The sequence below is a fragment of the Streptomyces sp. NBC_00078 genome (assembly GCF_026343335.1).
Lineage (GTDB): Bacteria > Actinomycetota > Actinomycetes > Streptomycetales > Streptomycetaceae > Streptomyces.
The window spans coordinates 6810685-6830826 of the sequence record NZ_JAPELX010000001.1 but is presented as its reverse complement, the minus strand read 5'-3'; the positions used below and the strand labels follow the sequence as shown (position 1 = coordinate 6830826).

Here is a 20142-nt window from a genome sequence, read left to right as displayed (position 1 = left end):
ACCTTTGGCCCACGCGGCGGCCTGTTGCTGGCACTACTCACAGCACCCACCCCCGCTTTTCATCGTCCATCGCCTCTCGGGCGAGTTCGCGGTTTATGACGATGTCTTCGGCGATGCCGAGGGCAAAGTCAGCTTCGCCACGGGTGTAGCCGGAACCGACGTAACGCCACGCCGCTTCCGTGACCGTGTCCGCGCTGCGTGTGGGTTTGGTGTCGCCCTTTCGGTAGTCGGCCCGTTCCTCGCGCAGTGCGCCGTACGTGGTCGAGTAGCGGCGGGATTTGGTGAGGATGTGGCCCCGATAGCCGAGGGCGTGAGCCCACGACCGCAGCCGGAGGTGTTCCAGTTCGGCCAGGCCGCCCAGGCGCCAGCAGGTACCCATCAGGGCCCGTACGTGGCGGTTGACGACCGCCGCGCGGATGTCCTCCAGGCTGGTGACCCGGTAGTCCAGTCCGGCGCCCGTGTCGGCCGCTCCCTTCGTGACGTACTTGGCCACGTATCCGGCGACCGCCGAATCTGACGGGTTGTCATTTTCTGCGACTGGACGGATGGGGTGAGCGTCGAACTGCCCGCCCCAGCCGACGCGTTCCGTGCCGTAGGCGCCGGAGTCCGGGACCGTGACGAAGCTGGACGCGGCGGCCTGCTCGACCGCGTCCAAGAGCACGTCCTCTGTCGCCCAGGCCGGAGCGGATGAGGCGGGACCGTCCGTGCCGTCCATCCGCACGATGCCGTGGAAGTGGATCGCCCCGCGCCGCTGGAACTCGGCGACCTTGGCGAAGGACACCACCAGGTGCTCACCGAGCTTGGAGCGCGGCACCCCACCGGCCGAGGCCAGGTAGCGGCGTACGGCGGTGGTGAACCGGTCCCACAGCCGCCCGGCGTGCGCGTGCCACAGCACATGGCCGACGTAGTCGTAGCAGTCCGGGCACAGCGGCAGTCCGACCGGCGGGTCATCCTCGGTGTGCACCAGGCCGCAGCCCTGCCGCCGTCCGTGCTCGCAGCGCGGATCATCCCGGCGGGGGCGGCACCGATCCCCCTCGCGCACCCGGTGCACCGGCCCGAACGACGGGGCGGTCAGGGTGACGAACAGCCGGGGACGATCCCGCACCGCATCGGGCACGCCCTTGCCGCCGGACAGGCCCGCGCGAACGAGCTGGAAGGTGTCCCCGGCATGCAGGTACGCGCACGGCTCGCACACCGAGGCACGCCGGTTACGGCAGCGCACCGCCAGCCGCTCGCCAGGCTCCCCGTCCGTCGAATAGGACGAGAGCACCTCACCCGTGACCGCATCATGGGTGACCGTCGAGCCGGACAGGTAAATCGGGTTGGCGCAGCCGCCAATCGCTTTGATCTGCTCCTTCCAACGCGAAAAGAGCGGATCCTTCAGGAGGCGTATAAGGTCACGGTCCGCCTCTGAGAGAGCTTGCAGACGTAGTTCGCGCGCCAGGACGTCGGAACGCCCGGCCGGAGCGGACGATGCGGCGGACGGGCGGATTGCAGGTGTGCTGTTGTTGCAGGATGCGGCAGACATGACGCGGCCTCCAGAGACTCAAGTCAGGAAGTAGATAACGGGTGTTCATGGCTTCTCTCCTTTGCGCTTACAGGGCGCGTATCGTGCATACGCCCGGGTCAGGCGCAGTCAACTTGCCTTTGAATGATATGAGTTACCGCAGCCAGGGGCCTGTTATTTTTCCGTGATGAACCCCACCGGGCTGGTGGGAACTTCCGGAACCCATACCGAAATCGACCGGAATGAGAATTCCGTCAGCCGACACGTTCTCTCCGCAGGGCGCAAGTGAATTGCCTTTGCACTAGAGGGATCTGAGGGTCTGTCAGGGGCCGAGTTGGGCGGAGGATCCCGGTAGCGGCGAGCCGTGTTTGCCTATCCGGCCGGTTGCGCTTCGGGCCATGCGCCATGAGGAGACGGGAGCGGGCAGCGGTTCGGGACGTGGCGGAATCTGGCTTTACTTCTTCCAGGGCGCGCCTTCGGCGCGCCGCCGGGGCGGCTTGCCGCACCCCGTCCCGGCATGCGGCCTTCGGCCGGTCCGGTACGGGGCGCCGCCGCCCCGGCGCACACCACGGCGACCCGAAAAGCGTGAGCCAGTTCCTCACAGCCCAACTCGCCCACCCCGACGCCATGGACGACGACCCGAGGCTCACAGCCTCCAGCACCCACGGCACCGATCCGGGCCACCGCCACTCACCGGCCAGCCCTCACGCCAGCTCCGGCCAACTGTGGTCGCCCTCGTGCCCCGCGAACAGACCGCACGCATCGTTGTCCACCCGGTCCTCATCCCCGAACCGATACACCGGACACGTATCACGCACTTCCACTCCGGACCGCCACCACACCCAGGTCATACGGCCAGATTCTTCCTGCGCCTCCACGATCCCCGCCGCATGATCCGGCCCCTCGTGCCCCGCCCACAGTTCGCACTCCAACACCAACTTCATGTCGATGTCCAACTCCACTCCCGCCAGGCGACACGCCATCGTCTGTGTCTCCGGCGGGGGCGCGAACCAATCATCACAACGCTTCATACACACCTCACTCAGCAACCGAACATGGACAAGCTGCCGGTACACGGCACAGACCCTCTTGGGCTGGGGGCCGACGGCCTACGAGGCTTTAGGCAGCCACCATGGGGCGAGCCTCGAAGAACAGGGGGCCGATCGGGCTATTGCGGGCAGCTCCAAGGACTGCCCGATCCGCTGGCGAGCGTAAGGCCCCCTGTTCACTCGCCCCATGGCAGCTCCCGCCCAAAGCCTCTACGGCCGGCGGCGTGCCCAAACCGCGCCATGACCTGGGCAAAGACCCGCCCCCGCCAGGGCTCCTCTGAGTGGGGGAGACCTCAAATCGGCTACGCCCGGCGGGGACGGGAGACTAGGGAAGTGCGGGGCTGGAGGCGAAGGTGACGCCCAGGACGAAGCCGCACGAACCCGAGATCATGACGATCATCAGCGGACCGGTGAAGCGGGCTAACACGCCCAGGGTGCGGCGCATCACGAGTGCCGCCAGGTGCGCCACGGACGGACGATGCTTTCGCGGAAGGTGTGGTGCGACGGGTTCTGTCCGCAGTGCTTCAGCACCCAGCTCTGCGGATCAGCGAAGTCCTCACTGGCATCCGAGGACTCCTCACACACCGCACACGCCATCGCGTACGTGGTCGGCTCCGCATCCGGCTCACGGTCCGGCGTCAGCGTCCACGTCTCCTCACGGATCACCGAGCGCACACTCACAGACCCCGCCCCGTCCGCTCGTTGGCCGCCTTCACACCTGCGCTCAGCCGCTCCGAAGCGGTGGCCGGACGGATCTGGTCCGGGTCCGCCTCCCACTCACGGCCACCGCCGACCGGCCGCAGCATCGCGTACGGACCGGCCTTGTCCTGGTACTCCCCGACTCTGCGCGTCACCGGGTCGTACACCAGCTCGCCGCGCTCAGGGATGCCTGCCATTGTTGTTGTTCCTTGAGTCGCCATGGCAATGACGCTACGTAGCGGAAGGAATACACCTCAATGGCACTTTGGCGCGGCATCGCCCCGAAGTACCACACCACGTCACACGGGTACGCCGATTGCGTCGGCCAGCTCCCGCATGTCGGTGGTGAGGGTCCGCCGACGAGCGATCACCCGACCGAAGATGTCGCGCGCGTACCGCTGGTTGGGCAGCCACTGAGGAGCGTCCGCCCGGATGCGCTGCAAGACCTCGACCGTTTTCACGTAGTCGCGCGAGCGAGCATGCGCCTCTGCCACGTCGAGGAGGTGACGGTTGCGGTTGTTGGACGTGGGCCGCATGCCGCCGGTCGGGATGCGCGCCGAGAGCTTGAGTACCAAGTCCGGCTTGTCGACGATCATTGCGTTCTCGGCGCGCTTCAAGGTCACCGTGACCGGGCCGAACGCCTGCAAGAAGTCGTCACGCGGAGCGAACTCCCGCCCCATCGCCACCGCTGCCGAGTTGGCGTAGCGCAAAGCATCCTCGGCCTCTCCGGGCCGGTTGTCCCGGATCGCCGCAGCGGAGGCCCGCAGCAGCAACCAGCCCCATGCGCTCAGCTCCGCTGGAGTCGCCCGCGAGATGCGCGGCTCCACCTCATCCGCCCACCGGGTCGCCAGTTCCCGCGCCTCAGCCAGGCGACCACGCCTCAGCAGAAGCCAGCACTGTGTGCTAACTGTCGCCGCCGCCTGAAGCCGGTCCGAGGACTCCTCCAGGGACCGGGACAAGGCGACGTCCGCCGCCTCGAACTGTCTCGTCTGGGTGAGCAGCCAGCCCGTCAACTGCGACAGCCGCACACGCACTGCACGCCCCTCGGGACCACTCTCGGCAATGAGATCAGCATCCCGCAGCAAGGGCGGAAGGATCACGCTCAACTCTGCGAAACGATCACCAGAAAAGAGCGGGAGCGCCGACTCCAGGGCTTCTTGCCCGCCTGTCACGGTCGGCTCTTCGGCCACCCCGTCCGCCCGCACAGGAGCCACTAGCGCACGCCGGACAGCCTCCCACCGATCACCGGCTCCAGGCGCCGTCTGCCGCTCTTCCTCGTGATCGGCCATGAGGCTGGTAGTCGGCACCCGTAGCGTCTGCGCCAGTCGGCGCGCGGTCTCCAGGCGTGTGTCAGCACGCTCCCCTTGCTCCAGCTTCCTGATCAAGGACAGGGATACGCCGGACTCACTCGCTAGCTGACGCTGCGTCAGGCCGCGCCGCTTGCGAACTCCCTGAAGCCGTTTGCCAATGTCGGCACTCATGATTCGAGCGTACGGCGCGCGCTGCCTGTCCGTGCGACCTTCTGCGCCCATCACTCCCCCAAGCGGGTTTCACCCGACCGATGAGCTCAGGTCAGGGCGTTATTTCGCATTCCCCTCCGGGCGACTGGTGCTGCACAGCGAAGGGCGGAGGCCCCGTAGGAGACCTCCGCCCTTCCCGGCCCTGCTTTCTCAGCCCGCGAGCTGAACTCGGAACCTCAGAACACACGAACCGGTTGTTCCGGACGCGACGATTGTGAACATCGCGCTCCCGCACATTCAAGACGCACTGAAGTTCAGCACCACCGACCTCACCTGGGTGGTCAGCGCCTACACACTCACCTTCGGCTGTCTGCTGCTTCTGGGCGGCCGGGCCGGTGACATCCTCGGCCGCCGCCGGGTCCTCATGACGGGCATCCTGCTGTTCACGTTTGCCTCGCTGCTCGGCGGACTCGCCCAGGAACCTTGGCAGTTGCTGGCGGCACGCGTCCTGCAGGGCATGGGCGGCGCAATCGCGTCGCCCACCTCGCTGGCGCTCATCACCACGACGTTCCCCGAGGGTCCGGAGCGCAACCGGGCCTTCGGCGTCTTCGCCGCGGTCTCCGCGGGCGGTGGCGCGATCGGCCTCCTCGCGGGCGGCATGCTCACCGAGTGGCTCGACTGGCGCTGGGTGCTCTTCGTCAACGTACCGATCGGCGCACTGATCGCCGTGCTCGCACCGATGTACATCAACGAGTCGGAACGGCACACCGGCCGCTTCGACATCGCGGGCGCCGCGACCTCGACAGCCGGCATGGCAACCCTCGTCTACGGCTTCATCCGCGCGGCGGACGAGGGCTGGCGGGACAGTCTGACCATCGGCTCCTTCGCCGCCGCCGTGGTCCTGCTGGGTTCCTTCGCGCTCATCGAGTCCCGGGCCAAGGAGCCCATCACCCCACTGCGGATGTTCGCCGACCGCAACCGCTCGGGCACGTACGTGATCATGCTCAGCCTGGCTGCGGCGATGTTCGGCATGTTCTTCTACATCGTGCTGTTCGTGCAGAACGTGCTGGGATACACCCCGATCCAGGCCGGTCTCGCCTTCCTGCCGGTGACGGTCGTGATCGCGCTCGGCGCGGGTCTGTCGCAGCGGTTCCTGCCCGTGCTCGGGCCCAAGCCGTTCATGCTCACCGGCTCGGCTCTCGCGGTGATCGGACTGGCCTGGCAGACCCTCATCGGCTCCGACAGCTCCTACGCCGGCGGGGTGCTCGGCCCGATGCTGGTGTTCGGCTTCGGCATGGGCCTGAACTTCGTGACGCTGACCGTCACCGCGGTCTCCGGTGTCGCCCAGCACGAGGCGGGTGCGGCCTCCGGACTGCTCAACGCGATGCAACAGGTGGGCGGTTCGCTCGGCCTGTCCATCCTGACGACGGTTTTCGGCTCCGCCAGCAGGGACGAGGCCGAGAAGCAGCTGCCGAAGTTCCTCGCGAACGGATCGGCGGAGCAGAAGGCTGAGTTCGCCAAGTCGCATCAGCTGCCCGGCACGTGGGGGCACGCGGTGCTCGCGTAGGGCATCTCGATGGGCTTCGTGGCGGCCGCGGCCATGGCCGTACTGGCTCTCGGCACGGCCTGGTTCGTGATCCGGGTCCGCAAGAGCGACCTGGACGCGCTCGCCGGCACGGCGGGACTGCCGGCCGGCTGACCCGCCCGCGCCTGCATCCAGCGGCGGATGGCCGGACCGGGTCCAGGGGACCGATGACAAGGACGCCGGTCCGGCCATCCGCACTCTCCCTGCAGAGCGCAGCGACATGAGGGCCAAGAACGCCACCAGCACCACCACGAACCGCATGACCACCCCCGGGAACCCTCGCGTGTCCTGCGCACATGCCGACGCGTGTGCCACACGCTTGCTGCCAGAACAACGGACAGGCGATTACACAGAGTTCCCGATATCCACAGAGAGTTCCCGCCGGAGCCTCTGCCCGGCTCGCTTTCCCGCGCGGAAAAGACCCAGGCAGGCGTCACCCAGCCGTTCGGATCCAGTCCGGCAGTTCCTCGGTCAGGTCCGCCCACTCGGTCGGCGGCATCCCCACCTTCCCCGCGGCGATCACACCACCCACGATGGCGCAGGTCGTGTCCACGTCACCGCCGACCTGCGCGGTCGTCCAGAACGCGTGCGCGTAGTCGCCGAGGGCCCGAGCGGCCGACCAGAGGGCGAAGGGCACGGTGTCATGGGCAGACGTACGCCGTCCGCAGCCCAGGACGGCCGCGACGGTGCCGGCGTCGTCGTAGTCGAGCATGTCCCGCGCGCGTCGCAGGCCCGCGCCGACCGCGCTCTTCGGGATGAGTGCGACCACGCCGTCGAGGAGTGCCTCTGGGCTCGGCGGGCCGCCGGGAGCGGCAACCAGCGAGGCGGCCGCGGCAACCGCCATGGAGCCCACGACAGCCTCGCGGTGCTGGTGCGTCGGGTAGGCGGAGATCTCCGCCTGGTGGGTCGCCTGCTCCGGATCGTCCGCGTACCAGGCGCCCAGCGGGGCGATCCGCATCGCCGCCCCGTTGCCCCACGACCCCTGTCCCTTGAACAGCTCGGCGGCGAGTTCACGCCAGTCGCCGCCCTCCCGGACCAGCCGCAGCAGGCGGTTGACGGCGGGGCCGTACCCCCGGTCGAAGTCGTGGTGCTCGGCGAAGGAGTGCGCCAGCTCGTCCTGGTCGATGCGGTGGTGGGCGGCGAGGACAGCGACCACAGAGCAGGCCATCTCGGTGTCGTCGGTCCACTGCCAGGGCCCGGGCGGCAGCTCTCGGCTCTTGAGCAGGGGGTAGTTCGCCGGGACGAAGAACTGGGAGCCCAGCGCATCACCGACCGCGAGTCCACGCAGGCTCGCCAGGGCGCGGTCCAGGCGCCCGTCGGGAGAGGAATCGGGGGTCATGGCTCTGCCACTCTATCCGGTGATCCCGTACGGTTCCGGATCTCGCCAGCGTTCGAAAGGCCGGTCAAGCACGTACTTGCCGTCGTCCCCGAGAACGAGCATCCGCATCTCGGCGTTCCCGGGATTCGACAGTGACTCGAATTCCGCGACCGTCCAGTGGAACCAGCGCATGCAGAACAGCCGCATGGCCAGGCCATGGGTCACGAGCAGCACGTTGGACGGGTGATCGGGTGCCTCGAAGCTGCGGTACAGGCTCTCCAGGAAGCCGCCGACCCGGTCGTACACGTCGGCGCCGGACTCCCCCTGCACGAAGCGGTAGAAGAAGTGGCCGTAGGCGTCCCGGTAGGCCTTCTGGAGGCGTACGTCGTCGCCGTCCTGCCAGTTTCCCCAGTCCTGTTCGCGCAGCCGGGGCTCCTCGCGCACCCGTATGAGCTCGGGGTCGAGATGGAAGGCACGCAGGGTGTCGTGCGTGCGGCGGTACGGGGACACGTACACGCTGACGCGCTCGCGGCCGAAGACATCGCGCAGCCGTTTGCCGGTCTCCTCGGCCTGCTGCCAGCCGCGCTCGGTCAGCGCCAGCGCATGGTCGGGCTCACGCTCGTAAACGGTGTCATCAACATTGCCCGTTGACTCTCCGTGCCGGACAAGGACGATGCGCCGTGGTCGTGCCATGCCAAAACCCTAGATCGGATGACGGCCGATCGAGCACTCGTAGGGCCTCTATACGGCGCAGGTCACACATTTCCTGCACCACAGGCCACACCTGGGCGCACGATCAGCGGGTCCGGATTTCAAACCCAAAGCGTCAAACCGTCCAGGTCGGCTCCAGCTCGACGATGTCACCCGTGAGCGACGCGACGTCCGCCTCCGTCTGCGCCCGAAGGGCGAGCCGCTCCACGCGCTCCGTACGGTACTTGCCGTGTTCGGCGGCCGATCGCCACATCGACAGCACCAGGAACTCGTGCCCCGGCGCCTCGCCGAACAGGCCTCTGATCATGCCCGGAGAGCCTGCCATGGCAGGATTCCAGACCTTTTCCTGCATCAACATGAAGTGCTCGGCACGGTCCTCGTGGACTCGGCAGAGGGCGACCCGCACCAGGTCGGCGTCCGTGAAACGCGGTTCGAAGCCGGTCTTCACATCGAAGCGGTAGTCGAAGAGCTTGACCTGGGCATTCTTGAAGGTGCCCGACTGGGCCGCCGCCAGGCGGTCGTGGGAACGCGCCATGAAGGAGTCGTAGAACGCACGGCTCTCCCAGAAGGCGAAGATGTGCGCCACCCCTGTCCGTCCCCTGCTCCAGCCACCACCTTGTCCCCGAAACCCCGGCTCCCCCAGAAGCCCCGCCCACTTTCGCTGCCCCCGCTCGAAGCCGCGGCGGTCCACCACGGTGCAGCGAATCCACTTGACCAGCACCGCGCCATGGTAAGGCCACGGACCATGGCGTTGGTCACGCTCAGCCGCACAGCTCGGCGGCACACGTGCACGCGCGCGTGGCAGGATGGACAACCGGCCTTGTCCGTCCGGCAGTTAGGGGCGGAGACAACGCACGGGCAACGGGGAAGGGGAAGACTGGTGAACGGCCTCAACAAGGGGATACGTAAGGCCGAAGTCTCACTGAAGTGGGATCCGAGTCCGACGGGACAGCCGCCCACGGATCTGGACATCGTCGCGGCCACCTACCTGGCGGACGATCCGTACGGTGAGCCCACCTACGTGGTGCACTTCGACAGCCGCTCCCCCGACGGCACCATCTACCTCAACCGGGACAGCAAGGACGGCAAGGGCTTCGGCTGGGACGAGGTCATGACGCTGGAGCTGGACCGGCTGGACGGCCGATACGCGCGCGTGGTGATCGGTGTCGTCATTCAGCAGCGTTCGGTGCACCGGACCTTCGTCGGCGTGATCAACCCCGGCCTGCGGATCCGCGAGGGTTACACCGTCCTGGCCGAGGACGACTTCGGCGGCGTCCTCGGAGCGACGGCGGCGACCATCGGGGAGTTCCTGCGCGACGGATCCGGCGACTGGACCTTCCACCCCGGCATCCACGGTTACGACGACGACCCGGCGACGTTCACGAGAACGATGGGCCAGGCCCGCCGGCCCTGACGGCGCCGTACGGCGCCGTACGGCGAGGAGGGGGCACCGACCGTGGTCGGCGCCCCCTCCTCTTCAGGGACTACCTGTCGGGCGGGGCGTGGCCCCGGCCCGTGTACCGGGGACGAGCACTTATTCGGAGGGTGCAGTATTCACGGGCATGGAGGCTTTGGCGTCGGGTCGCTCAAGGTACTGGGCGAGGGGAAGACCATCGGTGGCAGGCCCGCTGGCGTTCCGGAGGGTGTCTAGAAGGAGTGCGGTGCCATGCCGGTGGATGCCGTCAGGCGTGTGGAGCGAGTGTTCGCCGAAGATCACTCCGGAGCACTCGAACGGATCCGGCGCCGGGCCGCCCCGAAACATGGGCTGCTGTGCCTTGAAGAGCGGGCCGCCGCTCATCCCCACCGGCGCGGGAATGTTCAGTTCAACGACGGGTTGGCGCTGATATTCGTCATGGAACAGGCGCGTGACGTATCCCTTGAAGACACGGGCGTGGGTCTCGATTCGCTTGTCCCCGGTGTCCGCGTCGGTCGTGTCCAGGGTGTGGGGGAAGCCGAGGGCAACGACGTCATCACCCCATTGCAGCGGTTCGGCGGCGAGGGGCAGCCGGGGCAAGAACCATGGATCGATCCGCGCGAGGGCAAGATCGGCTCCGTTGACGTCGCGTGCGAGCTGCCGCAACTCAATCGGCCAGCTGCGGTGGCTCTGCTGGTTCCCGCGCTCTCGCCCAGCTGCGAAGTAGACCTCGTCGTCGGCGAGGTCCGCGCCGACGCAGTGCCAACAGGTAACAAAGGTGCCTTCGCCGAAGGTGAAGCCGGTGCCGACCCACTGAGGCCGGGCGTAGTTGCCATCCGCCAGGCGCTGAGCGCGTGCGATCGGTAGGACGTGGTAAGCGATTAGCTCGGAAAATCCCATTCTGGCTCCTGACTAGACGGTGACTGCGGCGGGGGTGCGAGGACTCACGCTTCTGCCGGGCCCGGCTCATCTGTGAGGGTGCTGTCGCGGGCGGAGAGGTAGTCGGTCCAGTCGCGCCGGGCGATGTCGGCCCAGCGGACGGCGGTGTTGATGTGGAGGCCGAGGAGGTCGGCCAGGATCGGGGGCGGGACGTCCTCCAGGAGCGCGATGAGGGCCGCGTTGCGTGCGGGTCGGGCATCGATCCCGTGGTCCAGGAGTTTGCGGCTGAACCCGGACGGTCCGGCCGGGCGCCCTGGCAGCAGGCCGGGGAAGAGCCAGCGCGGCCCTGATGCATCGGCGCTGATCCTGGATTGCCTGATAGGGGCTTCGGCGAGCTGATTCAGCAGCACGGCCAGCTTCGGCGGGACCAACAGCGGGGGCGAACCGACGGCCAGGTGCGTCTGGCCGTCGTGCTCGCCGAGGTGCTCGGTGTGGAGGAGGCGGATGCGTGAGGTCGGCAGCCCGAACAGCAGCACCAGGGCGCCGGCGGTCCGGACGTCCAGGGGCAGCGCGGTGTCGTTCAGGAGGCGGCTGAGTTGGTGCCAGCGCTCGTCCTCGTCCAGGATCCTCGCGGGCTCCTGGCGGGGGATGGCCGGGACGGTCAGTTCCGGCAGCAGGTCGCGTTTGGCGGCCCAGCTCAGGAAGTAGCGGATGGAGTAGTTGCGTGTGTTGCCGTCCGCGAGCCACTGGTCGAGGCGGTCCTGGGTGAGGTCCCCGAAGGCAAACTGCCGCTCGTCGAGCCAGGTCAGCAGTTCGAGGGCGACGCGGATCCGGGTGCGGAGGTAGGAGCCGGCCATGGCAGGACGTCCTCGGTGGGTGGCCCGGCGGCGGGCCCGCTTGAGCAGGAACCAGTGGACGAACGGCCGGATCAGGGCGGCGTGTTTGGCGGGCTGGTCGGCCAGGAGCTGATCCAACCAGGCGGGGATTCGGTCGAGGTCCTCGTGACGTTCCGGCAGGACGCCGGTGTGGACCAGGGTCTGGCGGACGTAGTGCTCGTAACGGCTGGGCGGGAGTTCGTCCAGGACGTCATGGCTGACCGGCTTGCCGCTCGTGGCGAGTTCGCCGAGCAGGCGGGCGTTCGGACTCCGTTTCAGCCAGGACAGGACGCCGCGGGGAGTCTCGGCGGCTGCCAACGCGTCTCTTAGCGGCCGGAGTTGGGTCGGGACCTGGCCGTCAGGCCCGGATAGGTGTTCTTCGAGGCGGACCGAGAGGATGCAGCGGGGGCATCGGCCGTCGGCGTAGAGACGTCCGCTGTTGCCGCAGGTCGGGCAGGTGTAGATGCCGGGCAGCCCGGCGCATGGCCCGCAGATCCCATGGTCGCTCTCGTCCTGCCCGATCAGGGGTTGCCGTTCGTCGCAGCGGTGGCACTGCTCGGGGTGGTCGAGGATGCGGACGTAGCAGGCGCCGCAGACCGGCCCGCGGGGCCAGTGAGCGTGGGCGGGGCGGGAATGTCCGCAGGCTGAGCACATGGTGGTGGCGCGGGGCCGGCAGGTGCGGCAGACGAGTTGCCCCTGGGAGTTCTTGGGACAGGGCCGGACCTGGCCGCAAACGGAGCACGAGGCGGCGGGCGGGGTCGCGCAGTTCCAGCACAGATCGGGGCTGTGGGCGGTGGCACGGCGGACGATCTGCTGGTGCCTGCCGCAGTTGCCGCAGGTCCGGCGAGGCTGGGCAAGGCGGCGGTAGCAGGTCGTGCATAGCGCACCGGCCGGGCCGAGGGATTGGGCTTGGCCGACCCTCCCGCAGGCGGTGCAGGTGTGCGCGGGCGGGGTCCAGCAGGCTTCGCAGAGCGGCTGGCCGTCCGGCCGGCGGGTGACAGGCATCCGCCGGCGTCCGCAGCCGACGCAGTCCTCGGTGACCTGCGGGTCTGTGCGGTAGCAGGAGTAGCAGATGCCGCCTTCGTCACGGCGGGCGAAGATCCGGGCGGTGCGCGCGCAGCGCGCGCACGGCTTCTTGTTCCGGGGGCTTCGGGCAGCGCATGCCTGGCAGATCCGGCCGTCGGGGCCGCTGCGGGGCAGCGGGATGCCGGTGCGTCGGCAGTCCGAGCATGTGGGTGGGGTAGCACCGGTGTGCCCGGCGGCAACCAGGGCTTGCGCGAGGCGGACGATCACGGCCGGGCAGCGCGGATCGCCGGAACTGAGCGCGTCCGGGTGGGCTGCCAAGTGCTCGTCGAGCTCCCGCAGGGCGACGCCGCGGTCGGCCTTGGCCGCCTTCAGCGTTGCCGCCGCGGCCTCCACGTCCAGGCCGGGCAAGGAGGTGGTGAGCGCGCTGGCGATCCGGCCCCGGCGGTCGTGGCGTTCCTCGGCTCGGCGCTGGTCGCGCGTGCGGCTCACTCGCCTGGGCGACGGATGGTGGTCCGCCGGACCTGCGGCAGGGGGCGGACGGTGTCGCCGACGGCCTTGCTGACCTGGGCGTTGACCGGCTGGACTTCGATCAGGTCGTTCGGGGTGCAGTGGAGGATGTCGCAGAGTGCGGCGAGGGTGTCCATCGACAGTCGCTGCGGGGGCTGGGTGACCAGCCGGAATACCTGCTCACGGGAGAGGTGGACGCCGCGTTCGGCGAGCAGTGGGACCAGGTCCGTGGTCTGGAACATGTCGCGGCTGGCCATGAGCTTGCGCAGGTTCCAGTCGATCCCCATCTTCTTGATCATTCGGTCTCCCAGAGGTCGGGGTGGCGGTCCTTCAGCGCGCGCTGAATCACGCGGTTGCGGTACTCGTCGGACACGCCGGTGTAGATGGCGGTCGTGCTGGCGTGGTCGTGGCCGGCCTGGATAGATACGAACTTCTCGGGATAGTCGAACTCGACGAGGTGCGTGATGTTCGAGTGCCGCAGGCAGTGCAAGTCCAGCTCGGGCGGCAGGCCAGCGGCGTCCCTGGCCGTGGTGAACGCCTTGTTGACGCCGCGCAGGGACATCCGGCCGGAGCGCTCGGTGACGAAGAGCGCGGAGAGCTTGCCGGGCGAGAAGGCGGGACGGATCTCGGTGACCCAGCGGTCGAGCACCTCGACGATCCAGTCGAACTCCTTGACCGTCAGCACCGTGCGGCGCTTGGGCGGACTGCCCTTGGACGCCTTGCCGTAGCGAACGTAGATGCCGCCATACTTGCCGTACTGGGGCCGCTTTTGGGCTCGCCGCAGGTCAGGCAGGTCGAGCATCCGGGACTCGTTGCGCCGCAGACCATAGGCATAGATCGTCTTGAGAAGGGCGGAGTCCCGCATCGCAGTCAGTGCGCCCTTGCGGCCTCGGGTCTGGACTTCCTCAGCTCGGCCGTCGGCGGCGTCGAACAGCGCCTGGATCTCGTCGTAGGTGAGCGGCCGTCTGCCCGGCTGACCCTCGTACTCGGCCACATGGGCAACGCGGTTGTCCTCGTGGAAGATCTGCTGCGGCGCCTGGCCGAACCGCTCCAGGCACTCCGCCGCCCAGCCGTACCGGCGGTCAGCGATGAAGCCCATGAACAGAGCGAGCGTCGTCTCGTAGCCCCGGCCGGTCGACATGCCGATCGGCCGACTGCGATTGGGTGACCGCAGATGCGAGATGAACGCCTCGGCGTCAGCCGGCTGCCACTGCCACGGGTACTCGTTGGTGAAGTCGACCAGCCGCCGAACCATCGCCTGGCGCGGCTTGATAGTCCCGTCCTCGTTCAGGAACCGGGCGCGTTGTTGACGCGCCCAGCCCTGCAACATGGCCTCCAGCATCGCGCTCTCGGGGACGAGATGGACGACGCCGTCGATCAGTTCCAGGCGGGCAGAGCCAGCCAGGCTACCGTCCTGTGCCCCACGGGGCTCCGTTGCATTCACTGCAACATTGTTGAGGTTGATGCGACCCGAGGGCAAGAGTCAGCTCGCCTCGAACTCGGTAGGCCAAGCATCGAGAGCATCAGCCGACGGGGCGGATGCCCAGGTGTAGGCCCCGGGCATCCGCGCTTCACTTCTTCTTGGGGCGAGGCGGCGTCTGCGCCAGCGTGCTGGCTGCAGCAGACTTCTCCGCCTTCGTCGCCCCGTTGCTGGCCAGCGTCTTACCGGCTGCCGAGGCAGCCTTCGCGCCGGTCTGGCCGGTGCTCTTAGGCGCCTGCGACAGCGCGCTCGCCGCAGCGGACTTCTCCGCCTTGGTTGCGTTCTTACTGGTCAGCGTTTTGGCGGCGGCCGAAGCGGCCTTTGCGCCAGTCTGACGAGGATTCTTTGAAATGATCAACACCCCCCTCCGGGTCAAAGTTGCATCGCGACCCGGAAGCTGATCTCATGCGTGATCTCACCCAGCGCATTGACATCAGTTCGGTGCCGCAACGAACGCCCGGCCCCTACAAGGCTGGGCGTTCGCCGTTTCAGCCGCCAACGCACAGCGGCTGAGACGAATCTGGGTGATCCCCTGGCTCTGGTTACAAAGCCAGAGGACAACCGCGTTCAATCCAGCCGACCTGCCGACTACAACGGACAATCAGCCCGTTGCATCCGATGCAACTTGGCCCAAAATCAGCTGCAGCCGCTGGTCGACCCGCAGCCCTCGCAGATGTAGCAGGAGCCGGCCCGCTGCATCTTCGTGCCGCAGGAGAAGCACAGCGGGGCGTCGGCCTGGATGCCCAGCTGCATCTCCACCAGCTCGGCGCTGGTGTGGGCCTGCATCGGGGCGGGCTTGACCGCCTCGACCTCGGCACGCGGCATGGCGACGGCCTTCAGCTCCTGGGTGCGCGGCGCCGACTGGGCCAGGCCCTCGACGTCCATCTCGTCGTCGGAAGGCTCGTACGAACCGGTCTCCAGGTGGCGCTGACGCTCATCGGCGGAGTGGATGCCGAGCGCGGAGCGCGTCTCGAAGGGCAGGAAGTCCAGCGCCAGGCGACGGAAGATGTAGTCGACGATCGACTGGGCCATCCGCACGTCCGGGTCGTCCGTCATGCCGGCCGGCTCGAAGCGCATGTTGGTGAACTTCGAGACGTACGTCTCCAGCGGCACGCCGTACTGGAGGCCGACGGAGACCGCGATGGAGAAGGCGTCCATCATGCCCGCGAGGGTCGAACCCTGCTTGGACATCTTCAGGAAGACCTCTCCCAGGCCGTCGTCCGGGTAGGAATTGGCCGTCATGTAGCCTTCGGCGCCGCCGACCGTGAAGGACGTGGTGATGCCGGGACGGCCCTTCGGGAGGCGCTTGCGGACCGGGCGGTACTCGATGACCTTCTCGACCGTCTCGCGGATGGTCGCCTCGGCCTTCTCGGTGACAGTGTCGGCCGCGGGCTTCTCCTTGTCCTTGGTCTTGGCGGAGAGCGGCTGGCCGACCTTGCAGTTGTCGCGGTAGATGGCGAGCGCCTTGACGCCCAGCTTCCAGGCCTCGAAGTAGATCTCCTCGACCTCCTCGACGGTCGCCGACTCCGGCATGTTGACCGTCTTGGACAGGGCGCCGGAGATCCATGGCTGGATCGCGGCCATCATGCGGACGTGGCCCATCGCGGAGATGGAGCGCTCGCCCATGGCGCAGTCGAACACCTCGTAGTGCTCGTGCTTGAGGCCCGGGGCGTCGACGACATTGCCGTGGTCGGCGATGTGGGCGACGATCGCCTCGATCTGCTCCTCCTGGTAGCCCAGGCGGCGCAGGGCCTGCGGGACGGTGCCGTTGACGATCTGCATCGAGCCGCCGCCGACCAGCTTCTTGAACTTGACCAGGGCGAGGTCGGGCTCAAGACCGGTGGTGTCACAGGACATCGCGAGACCGATGGTGCCGGTCGGCGCGATGACCGACGCCTGGGCGTTACGGAAACCGTTCTTCTCGCCGAGGCGCACCACGTCCTGCCAGGCCTCCGTGGCGGCGGCCCAGATCGGAGTGTCGAGGTCGTCCATGCGGACGGCCACGGCGTTGGCGTCGGCGTGCTGCTTCATGACGCGGTTGTGTGCGCTCGCATTGCGCGCGTAGCCGTCGTACGGGCCGACGACCGCGGCGAGTTCGGCGGAGCGCCTGTACGACGTGCCGGTCATCAGGGAGGTGATGGCCCCGGCGAGGGCGCGGCCGCCGTCCGAGTCGTAGGCGTGACCGGTCGCCATCAGCAGGGCGCCGAGGTTGGCGTAGCCGATGCCGAGCTGGCGGAACGCGCGCGTGTTCTCGCCGATCTTCTGGGTCGGGAAGTCCGCGAAGCAGATGGAGATGTCCATCGCGGTGATGACGAGCTCGACGACCTTCGCGAAACGCTCGCCGTCGAAGGACTGGTTGCCCTTGCTGTCGTCCTTCAGGAACTTCATCAGGTTCAGCGAGGCGAGGTTGCAGGACGTGTTGTCCAGGTGCATGTACTCGCTGCAGGGGTTCGAGCCGTTGATACGGCCGGACTCCGGGCAGGTGTGCCAGTGGTTGATGGTGTCGTCGTACTGGATGCCCGGGTCGGCGCAGGCCCAGGCGGCCTCGGCCATCTTGCGGAACAGGGACTTGGCCTCGACCTCTTCGATGACCTCGCCGGTCATCCGGGCACGCAGACCGAACTTGCCGCCCTGCTCGACCGCCTTCATGAACTCGTCGTTCACGCGGACCGAGTTGTTGGCGTTCTGGTACTGCACGGAGGTGATGTCGTCACCGCCGAGGTCCATGTCGAAGCCCGCGTCGCGCAGCGCGCGGATCTTCTCCTCTTCCTTCACCTTGGTCTCGATGAAGTCCTCGATGTCGGGGTGGTCTACGTCGAGGATGACCATCTTGGCGGCACGGCGGGTGGCGCCACCGGACTTGATGGTGCCGGCGGAGGCGTCGGCGCCGCGCATGAAGGAGACGGGGCCGGAGGCGTTGCCACCGGAGGAGAGCAGCTCCTTGGAGGAGCGGATACGGGAGAGGTTCAGGCCGGCACCGGAGCCGCCCTTGAAGATCATGCCCTCTTCCTTGTACCAGTCGAGGATCGACTCCATGGAGTCGTCGACCGCCAGGATGAAGCAGGCGGAGACCTGCTGGGGCTGCGGGGTACCGACGTTGAACCAGACGGGGCTGTTGAAGCTGAAGATCTGGTGCAGGAGGGCATACGCCAGCTCGTGCTCGAAGATCTCGGCATCGGCGGGCGAGGCGAAGTACTTGTAGTCCTCGCCGGCCTTCCGATACGTCTTCACGATGCGGTCGATCAGCTGCCTGAGGCTGGTCTCACGCTGCGGGCTGCCGACAGCACCGCGGAAGTACTTGCTGGTGACGATGTTGACCGCGTTCACCGACCAGAAGTCGGGGAACTCGACGCCGCGCTGCTCGAAATTGACCGAGCCGTCGCGCCAGTTGGTCATGACGACGTCACGGCGCTCCCAGGCCACCTCGTCGTACGGGTGCACGCCAGGAGTGGTGTGGATGCGCTCGATACGCAGTCCCTTGGTCGCCTTGACGCCCTTGGCGCGGGAACTCCGTGCCGGACCGCTCGCCGTCTCTGTCATGCCGCCTCCCTCTACGGGCTGAAACGCCCTGAAGTGCCCCGATGTTCCCGTGGCACGGTGTTGTGTCTGATGCTGCGGGCTTCTCGCACTGCCGCCCGCAACAGGTCTTCGATCGCCGCCTCGCGGCCGGTTCCGGCGCCTTGGCCCCGTTCCAGCCCTCGGTCAGTCGGCGGCGTGGGCGGGCTCGGGGACCTCAGCAGTCCCTCCGCGCCCGCGGTCGTCTTCCTGGCTCCCCGCAGCGGTGTCCTCGCGGTCGTCGTTGTCCGCGGCGGCGGGTCGCGTCCCCTCCCTGAGTTCCGCGATGGCGGCCTGGAAGTCATCGAGCGAGTCGAACGCCCGGTAGACGGAGGCGAATCGCAGATACGCGACGAGGTCGAGCTCCTGCAACGGGCCGAGTATGGCCAGACCCACGTCGTGGGTGGTCAGTTCGGCGCTTCCGGTGGCCCGCACCGCCTCCTCGACCCGCTGGCCGAGCTGGGCGAGTGCGTCCTCGGTGACAGGCCGCCCCTGGCATGCCTTGCGCACGCCGTTGATGACCTTGGTGCGACTGAAAGGCTCGGTGACTCCGGACCGCTTGACCACCATGAGCGAACACGTCTCCACGGTCGTGAAACGACGGGAGCAGTCCGGACACTGGCGGCGCCTGCGGATGGACGTGCCGTCGTCGGTCGTACGACTGTCGACGACACGGCTGTCAGGGTGCCTGCAGAAGGGGCAGTGCATGAACTCCCAACCCTCCTCACAGCAGACTCAATAGCCTCGCAGGGCCTCACGGGCCCCTCGAAGCAGCCCCAAGCATAGGCGATCGCCAGGAGCCTGAAGACCCGGGGGACCACAACTTCTGGGCTGCTGCTGAAATCCAACCACTAGATGTAGGGATTGGCCGATACATACACGTCATGCGCGCGTGTCGCGTGCGCATGGGCATGTGCCACTGCGCCGTGGCCGAGGGGATCCGCAGGTGCTCAGCCGTACCCTTGCCGCACATGCGGAGATAACGTGGGCGCCAGAGGGAGGGCCCGTGGGGCTCCCGCAGAGATGGCCACCGGTCCCCGGTTGACGGGATACCGGATGGCAGACTGGGGCAGGAACTCACGAGGTCAGCACCTCGGCGGTGAAGAGTACAAGAATAAGCCCCTTTGTCCGCCAGGTGCCGCGTCAGCCATACACCCAGACACATGATCAAGCCAGGCGGTTCGCGGTTTTTCACTCGAACGTGTGTTTGGCGCAACCTTTCGAAAGCAACTACCGTTGTCCAGCAGGGAGACCATCGAGAGGGGCCGACGTGACCACGACCGCAGACAGTGCCACCATCACTGCCCAGGACCGCTCCCAGGGCCAACTCGAGCCGGTGCATGCGATGAATGAACCCGTGAGCCCCGAGGGGCACAAGCGCTCCTTGCCGGGCCGACCTCCAGGCATCCGGGCGGACAGCTCCGGGCTCACCGACCGGCAGCGTCGGGTGATCGAGGTCATCAGGGATTCCGTACAGCGGCGCGGCTACCCGCCGTCGATGCGGGAGATCGGCCAGGCGGTCGGACTGTCCAGCACCTCCTCGGTCGCACACCAGCTGATGGCACTGGAGCGCAAGGGCTTCCTGCGCCGCGACCCACACCGCCCGCGCGCGTACGAGGTCCGCGGCTCCGACCAGGGCGCCTCCGCGCAGCCCACCGACACCGCCGGCAAGCCCGCCGCGTCGTACGTCCCGCTGGTGGGCCGTATCGCCGCCGGCGGCCCGATCCTCGCCGAGGAGTCGGTCGAGGACGTCTTCCCTCTCCCCCGCCAGCTGGTCGGTGACGGAGAGCTGTTCGTGCTGAAGGTCGTCGGTGACTCCATGATCGAGGCCGCGATCTGCGACGGCGACTGGGTCACGGTGCGCCGCCAGCCCGTCGCCGAAAACGGTGACATCGTCGCCGCGATGCTCGAGGGCGAGGCCACCGTCAAGCGCTTCAAGCGCGAGGACGGCCACGTCTGGCTCCTCCCGCACAACGCGGCGTACGAGCCGATCCCCGGCGACGACGCGACCATCCTCGGCAAGGTGGTGGCAGTGCTGCGGCGCGTGTGACGGCTGCGGCGGGCGGTTCGTGCGGAA

Annotated in this window: 18 protein-coding genes and 1 pseudogene; 3 read left to right on the top strand and 16 right to left on the bottom strand. The window is 67.9% G+C overall.

The window, feature by feature from the left end; all coding sequences use genetic code 11:
- Nucleotides 1–37: 37 nt before the first annotated feature.
- The 6 genes from OOK07_RS32095 to OOK07_RS32070 form a co-directional block, all read right to left on the bottom strand.
- Nucleotides 38–1528, bottom strand: a complete 1491-nt coding sequence (locus tag OOK07_RS32095) for a replication initiator (protein WP_266799911.1) — start codon at nucleotides 1526–1528, stop codon at nucleotides 38–40.
- Between the two features lie 683 nt (nucleotides 1529–2211).
- Nucleotides 2212–2463, bottom strand: coding sequence for a hypothetical protein (locus OOK07_RS32090; RefSeq protein WP_266799909.1), 252 nt, complete (start codon nucleotides 2461–2463; stop codon nucleotides 2212–2214).
- Between the two features lie 418 nt (nucleotides 2464–2881).
- A complete protein-coding gene (locus OOK07_RS32085; protein WP_266683221.1) occupies nucleotides 2882–3025 on the bottom strand; it encodes a hypothetical protein in 144 nt (47 codons plus the stop codon).
- Nucleotides 3001–3237, bottom strand: coding sequence for a DUF7848 domain-containing protein (locus tag OOK07_RS32080; RefSeq protein WP_266799908.1), 237 nt, complete (start codon nucleotides 3235–3237; stop codon nucleotides 3001–3003). Before OOK07_RS32080 ends, OOK07_RS32085 begins: the two co-directional genes overlap by 25 nt.
- On the bottom strand, nucleotides 3234–3452 hold the full coding sequence (locus OOK07_RS32075) for a hypothetical protein (protein WP_266799906.1): 219 nt from the start codon (nucleotides 3450–3452) through the stop codon (nucleotides 3234–3236). Before OOK07_RS32075 ends, OOK07_RS32080 begins: the two co-directional genes overlap by 4 nt.
- A 102-nt stretch (nucleotides 3453–3554) precedes the next feature.
- The gene (locus tag OOK07_RS32070) at nucleotides 3555–4736 is read right to left on the bottom strand and encodes a helix-turn-helix domain-containing protein (RefSeq protein WP_266799905.1); all 1182 of its coding nucleotides are present in this window, start codon (nucleotides 4734–4736) and stop codon (nucleotides 3555–3557) included.
- A gap of 232 nt (nucleotides 4737–4968) precedes the next feature.
- On the opposite strand from OOK07_RS32070, the pseudogene OOK07_RS32065 reads away from it, so the two are divergent.
- Nucleotides 4969–6414 (top strand): annotated as a pseudogene (locus OOK07_RS32065) (MFS transporter); the annotation flags it as partial.
- A 319-nt stretch (nucleotides 6415–6733) separates the two neighbouring features.
- On the opposite strand, the gene OOK07_RS32060 reads toward OOK07_RS32065, so the two are convergent.
- The 3 genes from OOK07_RS32060 to OOK07_RS32050 all read right to left on the bottom strand — a co-directional run bounded on the left by OOK07_RS32060 (nucleotide 6734) and on the right by OOK07_RS32050 (nucleotide 9050).
- Nucleotides 6734–7639 carry an ADP-ribosylglycohydrolase family protein gene (locus tag OOK07_RS32060; protein ID WP_266685262.1) on the bottom strand — a complete coding sequence of 302 codons (906 nt, stop codon included), beginning with the start codon at nucleotides 7637–7639 and terminating at the stop codon, nucleotides 6734–6736.
- A gap of 12 nt (nucleotides 7640–7651) precedes the next feature.
- Complete coding sequence (locus OOK07_RS32055) at nucleotides 7652–8311, bottom strand: histidine phosphatase family protein (protein WP_266685261.1); 660 nt, start codon at nucleotides 8309–8311, stop codon at nucleotides 7652–7654.
- A 133-nt stretch (nucleotides 8312–8444) separates the two neighbouring features.
- A complete protein-coding gene (locus OOK07_RS32050) occupies nucleotides 8445–9050 on the bottom strand; it encodes a YdbC family protein (protein ID WP_266685260.1) in 606 nt (201 codons plus the stop codon).
- Nucleotides 9051–9209: 159 nt separating this feature from the next.
- Between OOK07_RS32050 and OOK07_RS32045 the strand changes: the two genes are divergently transcribed.
- A complete protein-coding gene (locus OOK07_RS32045) occupies nucleotides 9210–9743 on the top strand; it encodes a TerD family protein (RefSeq protein ID WP_266799903.1) in 534 nt (177 codons plus the stop codon).
- Between the two features lie 120 nt (nucleotides 9744–9863).
- Here the strand turns inward: OOK07_RS32045 and OOK07_RS32040 are convergent, their stop codons facing one another.
- From OOK07_RS32040 to nrdR, 7 genes are all read right to left on the bottom strand, one after another.
- A complete protein-coding gene (locus OOK07_RS32040) occupies nucleotides 9864–10643 on the bottom strand; it encodes a S1 family peptidase (RefSeq protein ID WP_266799902.1) in 780 nt (259 codons plus the stop codon).
- 44 nt (nucleotides 10644–10687) lie between these two features.
- Nucleotides 10688–13012, bottom strand: coding sequence for a site-specific integrase (locus tag OOK07_RS32035; RefSeq protein ID WP_266799900.1), 2325 nt, complete (start codon nucleotides 13010–13012; stop codon nucleotides 10688–10690).
- Nucleotides 13009–13329, bottom strand: coding sequence for a helix-turn-helix domain-containing protein (locus tag OOK07_RS32030; RefSeq protein ID WP_266799899.1), 321 nt, complete (start codon nucleotides 13327–13329; stop codon nucleotides 13009–13011). The genes OOK07_RS32035 and OOK07_RS32030 overlap by 4 nt, the downstream gene beginning before the upstream one ends.
- A complete protein-coding gene (locus tag OOK07_RS32025; protein WP_266799898.1) occupies nucleotides 13326–14474 on the bottom strand; it encodes a tyrosine-type recombinase/integrase in 1149 nt (382 codons plus the stop codon). Before OOK07_RS32025 ends, OOK07_RS32030 begins: the two co-directional genes overlap by 4 nt.
- A gap of 127 nt (nucleotides 14475–14601) precedes the next feature.
- Nucleotides 14602–14868, bottom strand: coding sequence for a hypothetical protein (locus OOK07_RS32020; protein WP_266799896.1), 267 nt, complete (start codon nucleotides 14866–14868; stop codon nucleotides 14602–14604).
- A gap of 278 nt (nucleotides 14869–15146) precedes the next feature.
- Nucleotides 15147–18050 carry a vitamin B12-dependent ribonucleotide reductase gene (locus OOK07_RS32015; RefSeq protein ID WP_266685258.1) on the bottom strand — a complete coding sequence of 968 codons (2904 nt, stop codon included), beginning with the start codon at nucleotides 18048–18050 and terminating at the stop codon, nucleotides 15147–15149.
- Between the two features lie 162 nt (nucleotides 18051–18212).
- Nucleotides 18213–18773: a transcriptional regulator NrdR gene (nrdR, locus tag OOK07_RS32010; RefSeq protein WP_266685257.1), complete on the bottom strand. Its 561-nt coding sequence runs from the start codon at nucleotides 18771–18773 to the stop codon at nucleotides 18213–18215.
- A gap of 562 nt (nucleotides 18774–19335) precedes the next feature.
- Here nrdR and lexA point away from each other — a divergent pair.
- Nucleotides 19336–20115: a transcriptional repressor LexA gene (gene lexA / locus OOK07_RS32005; RefSeq protein ID WP_266685256.1), complete on the top strand. Its 780-nt coding sequence runs from the start codon at nucleotides 19336–19338 to the stop codon at nucleotides 20113–20115.
- Nucleotides 20116–20142: the final 27 nt, after the last annotated feature.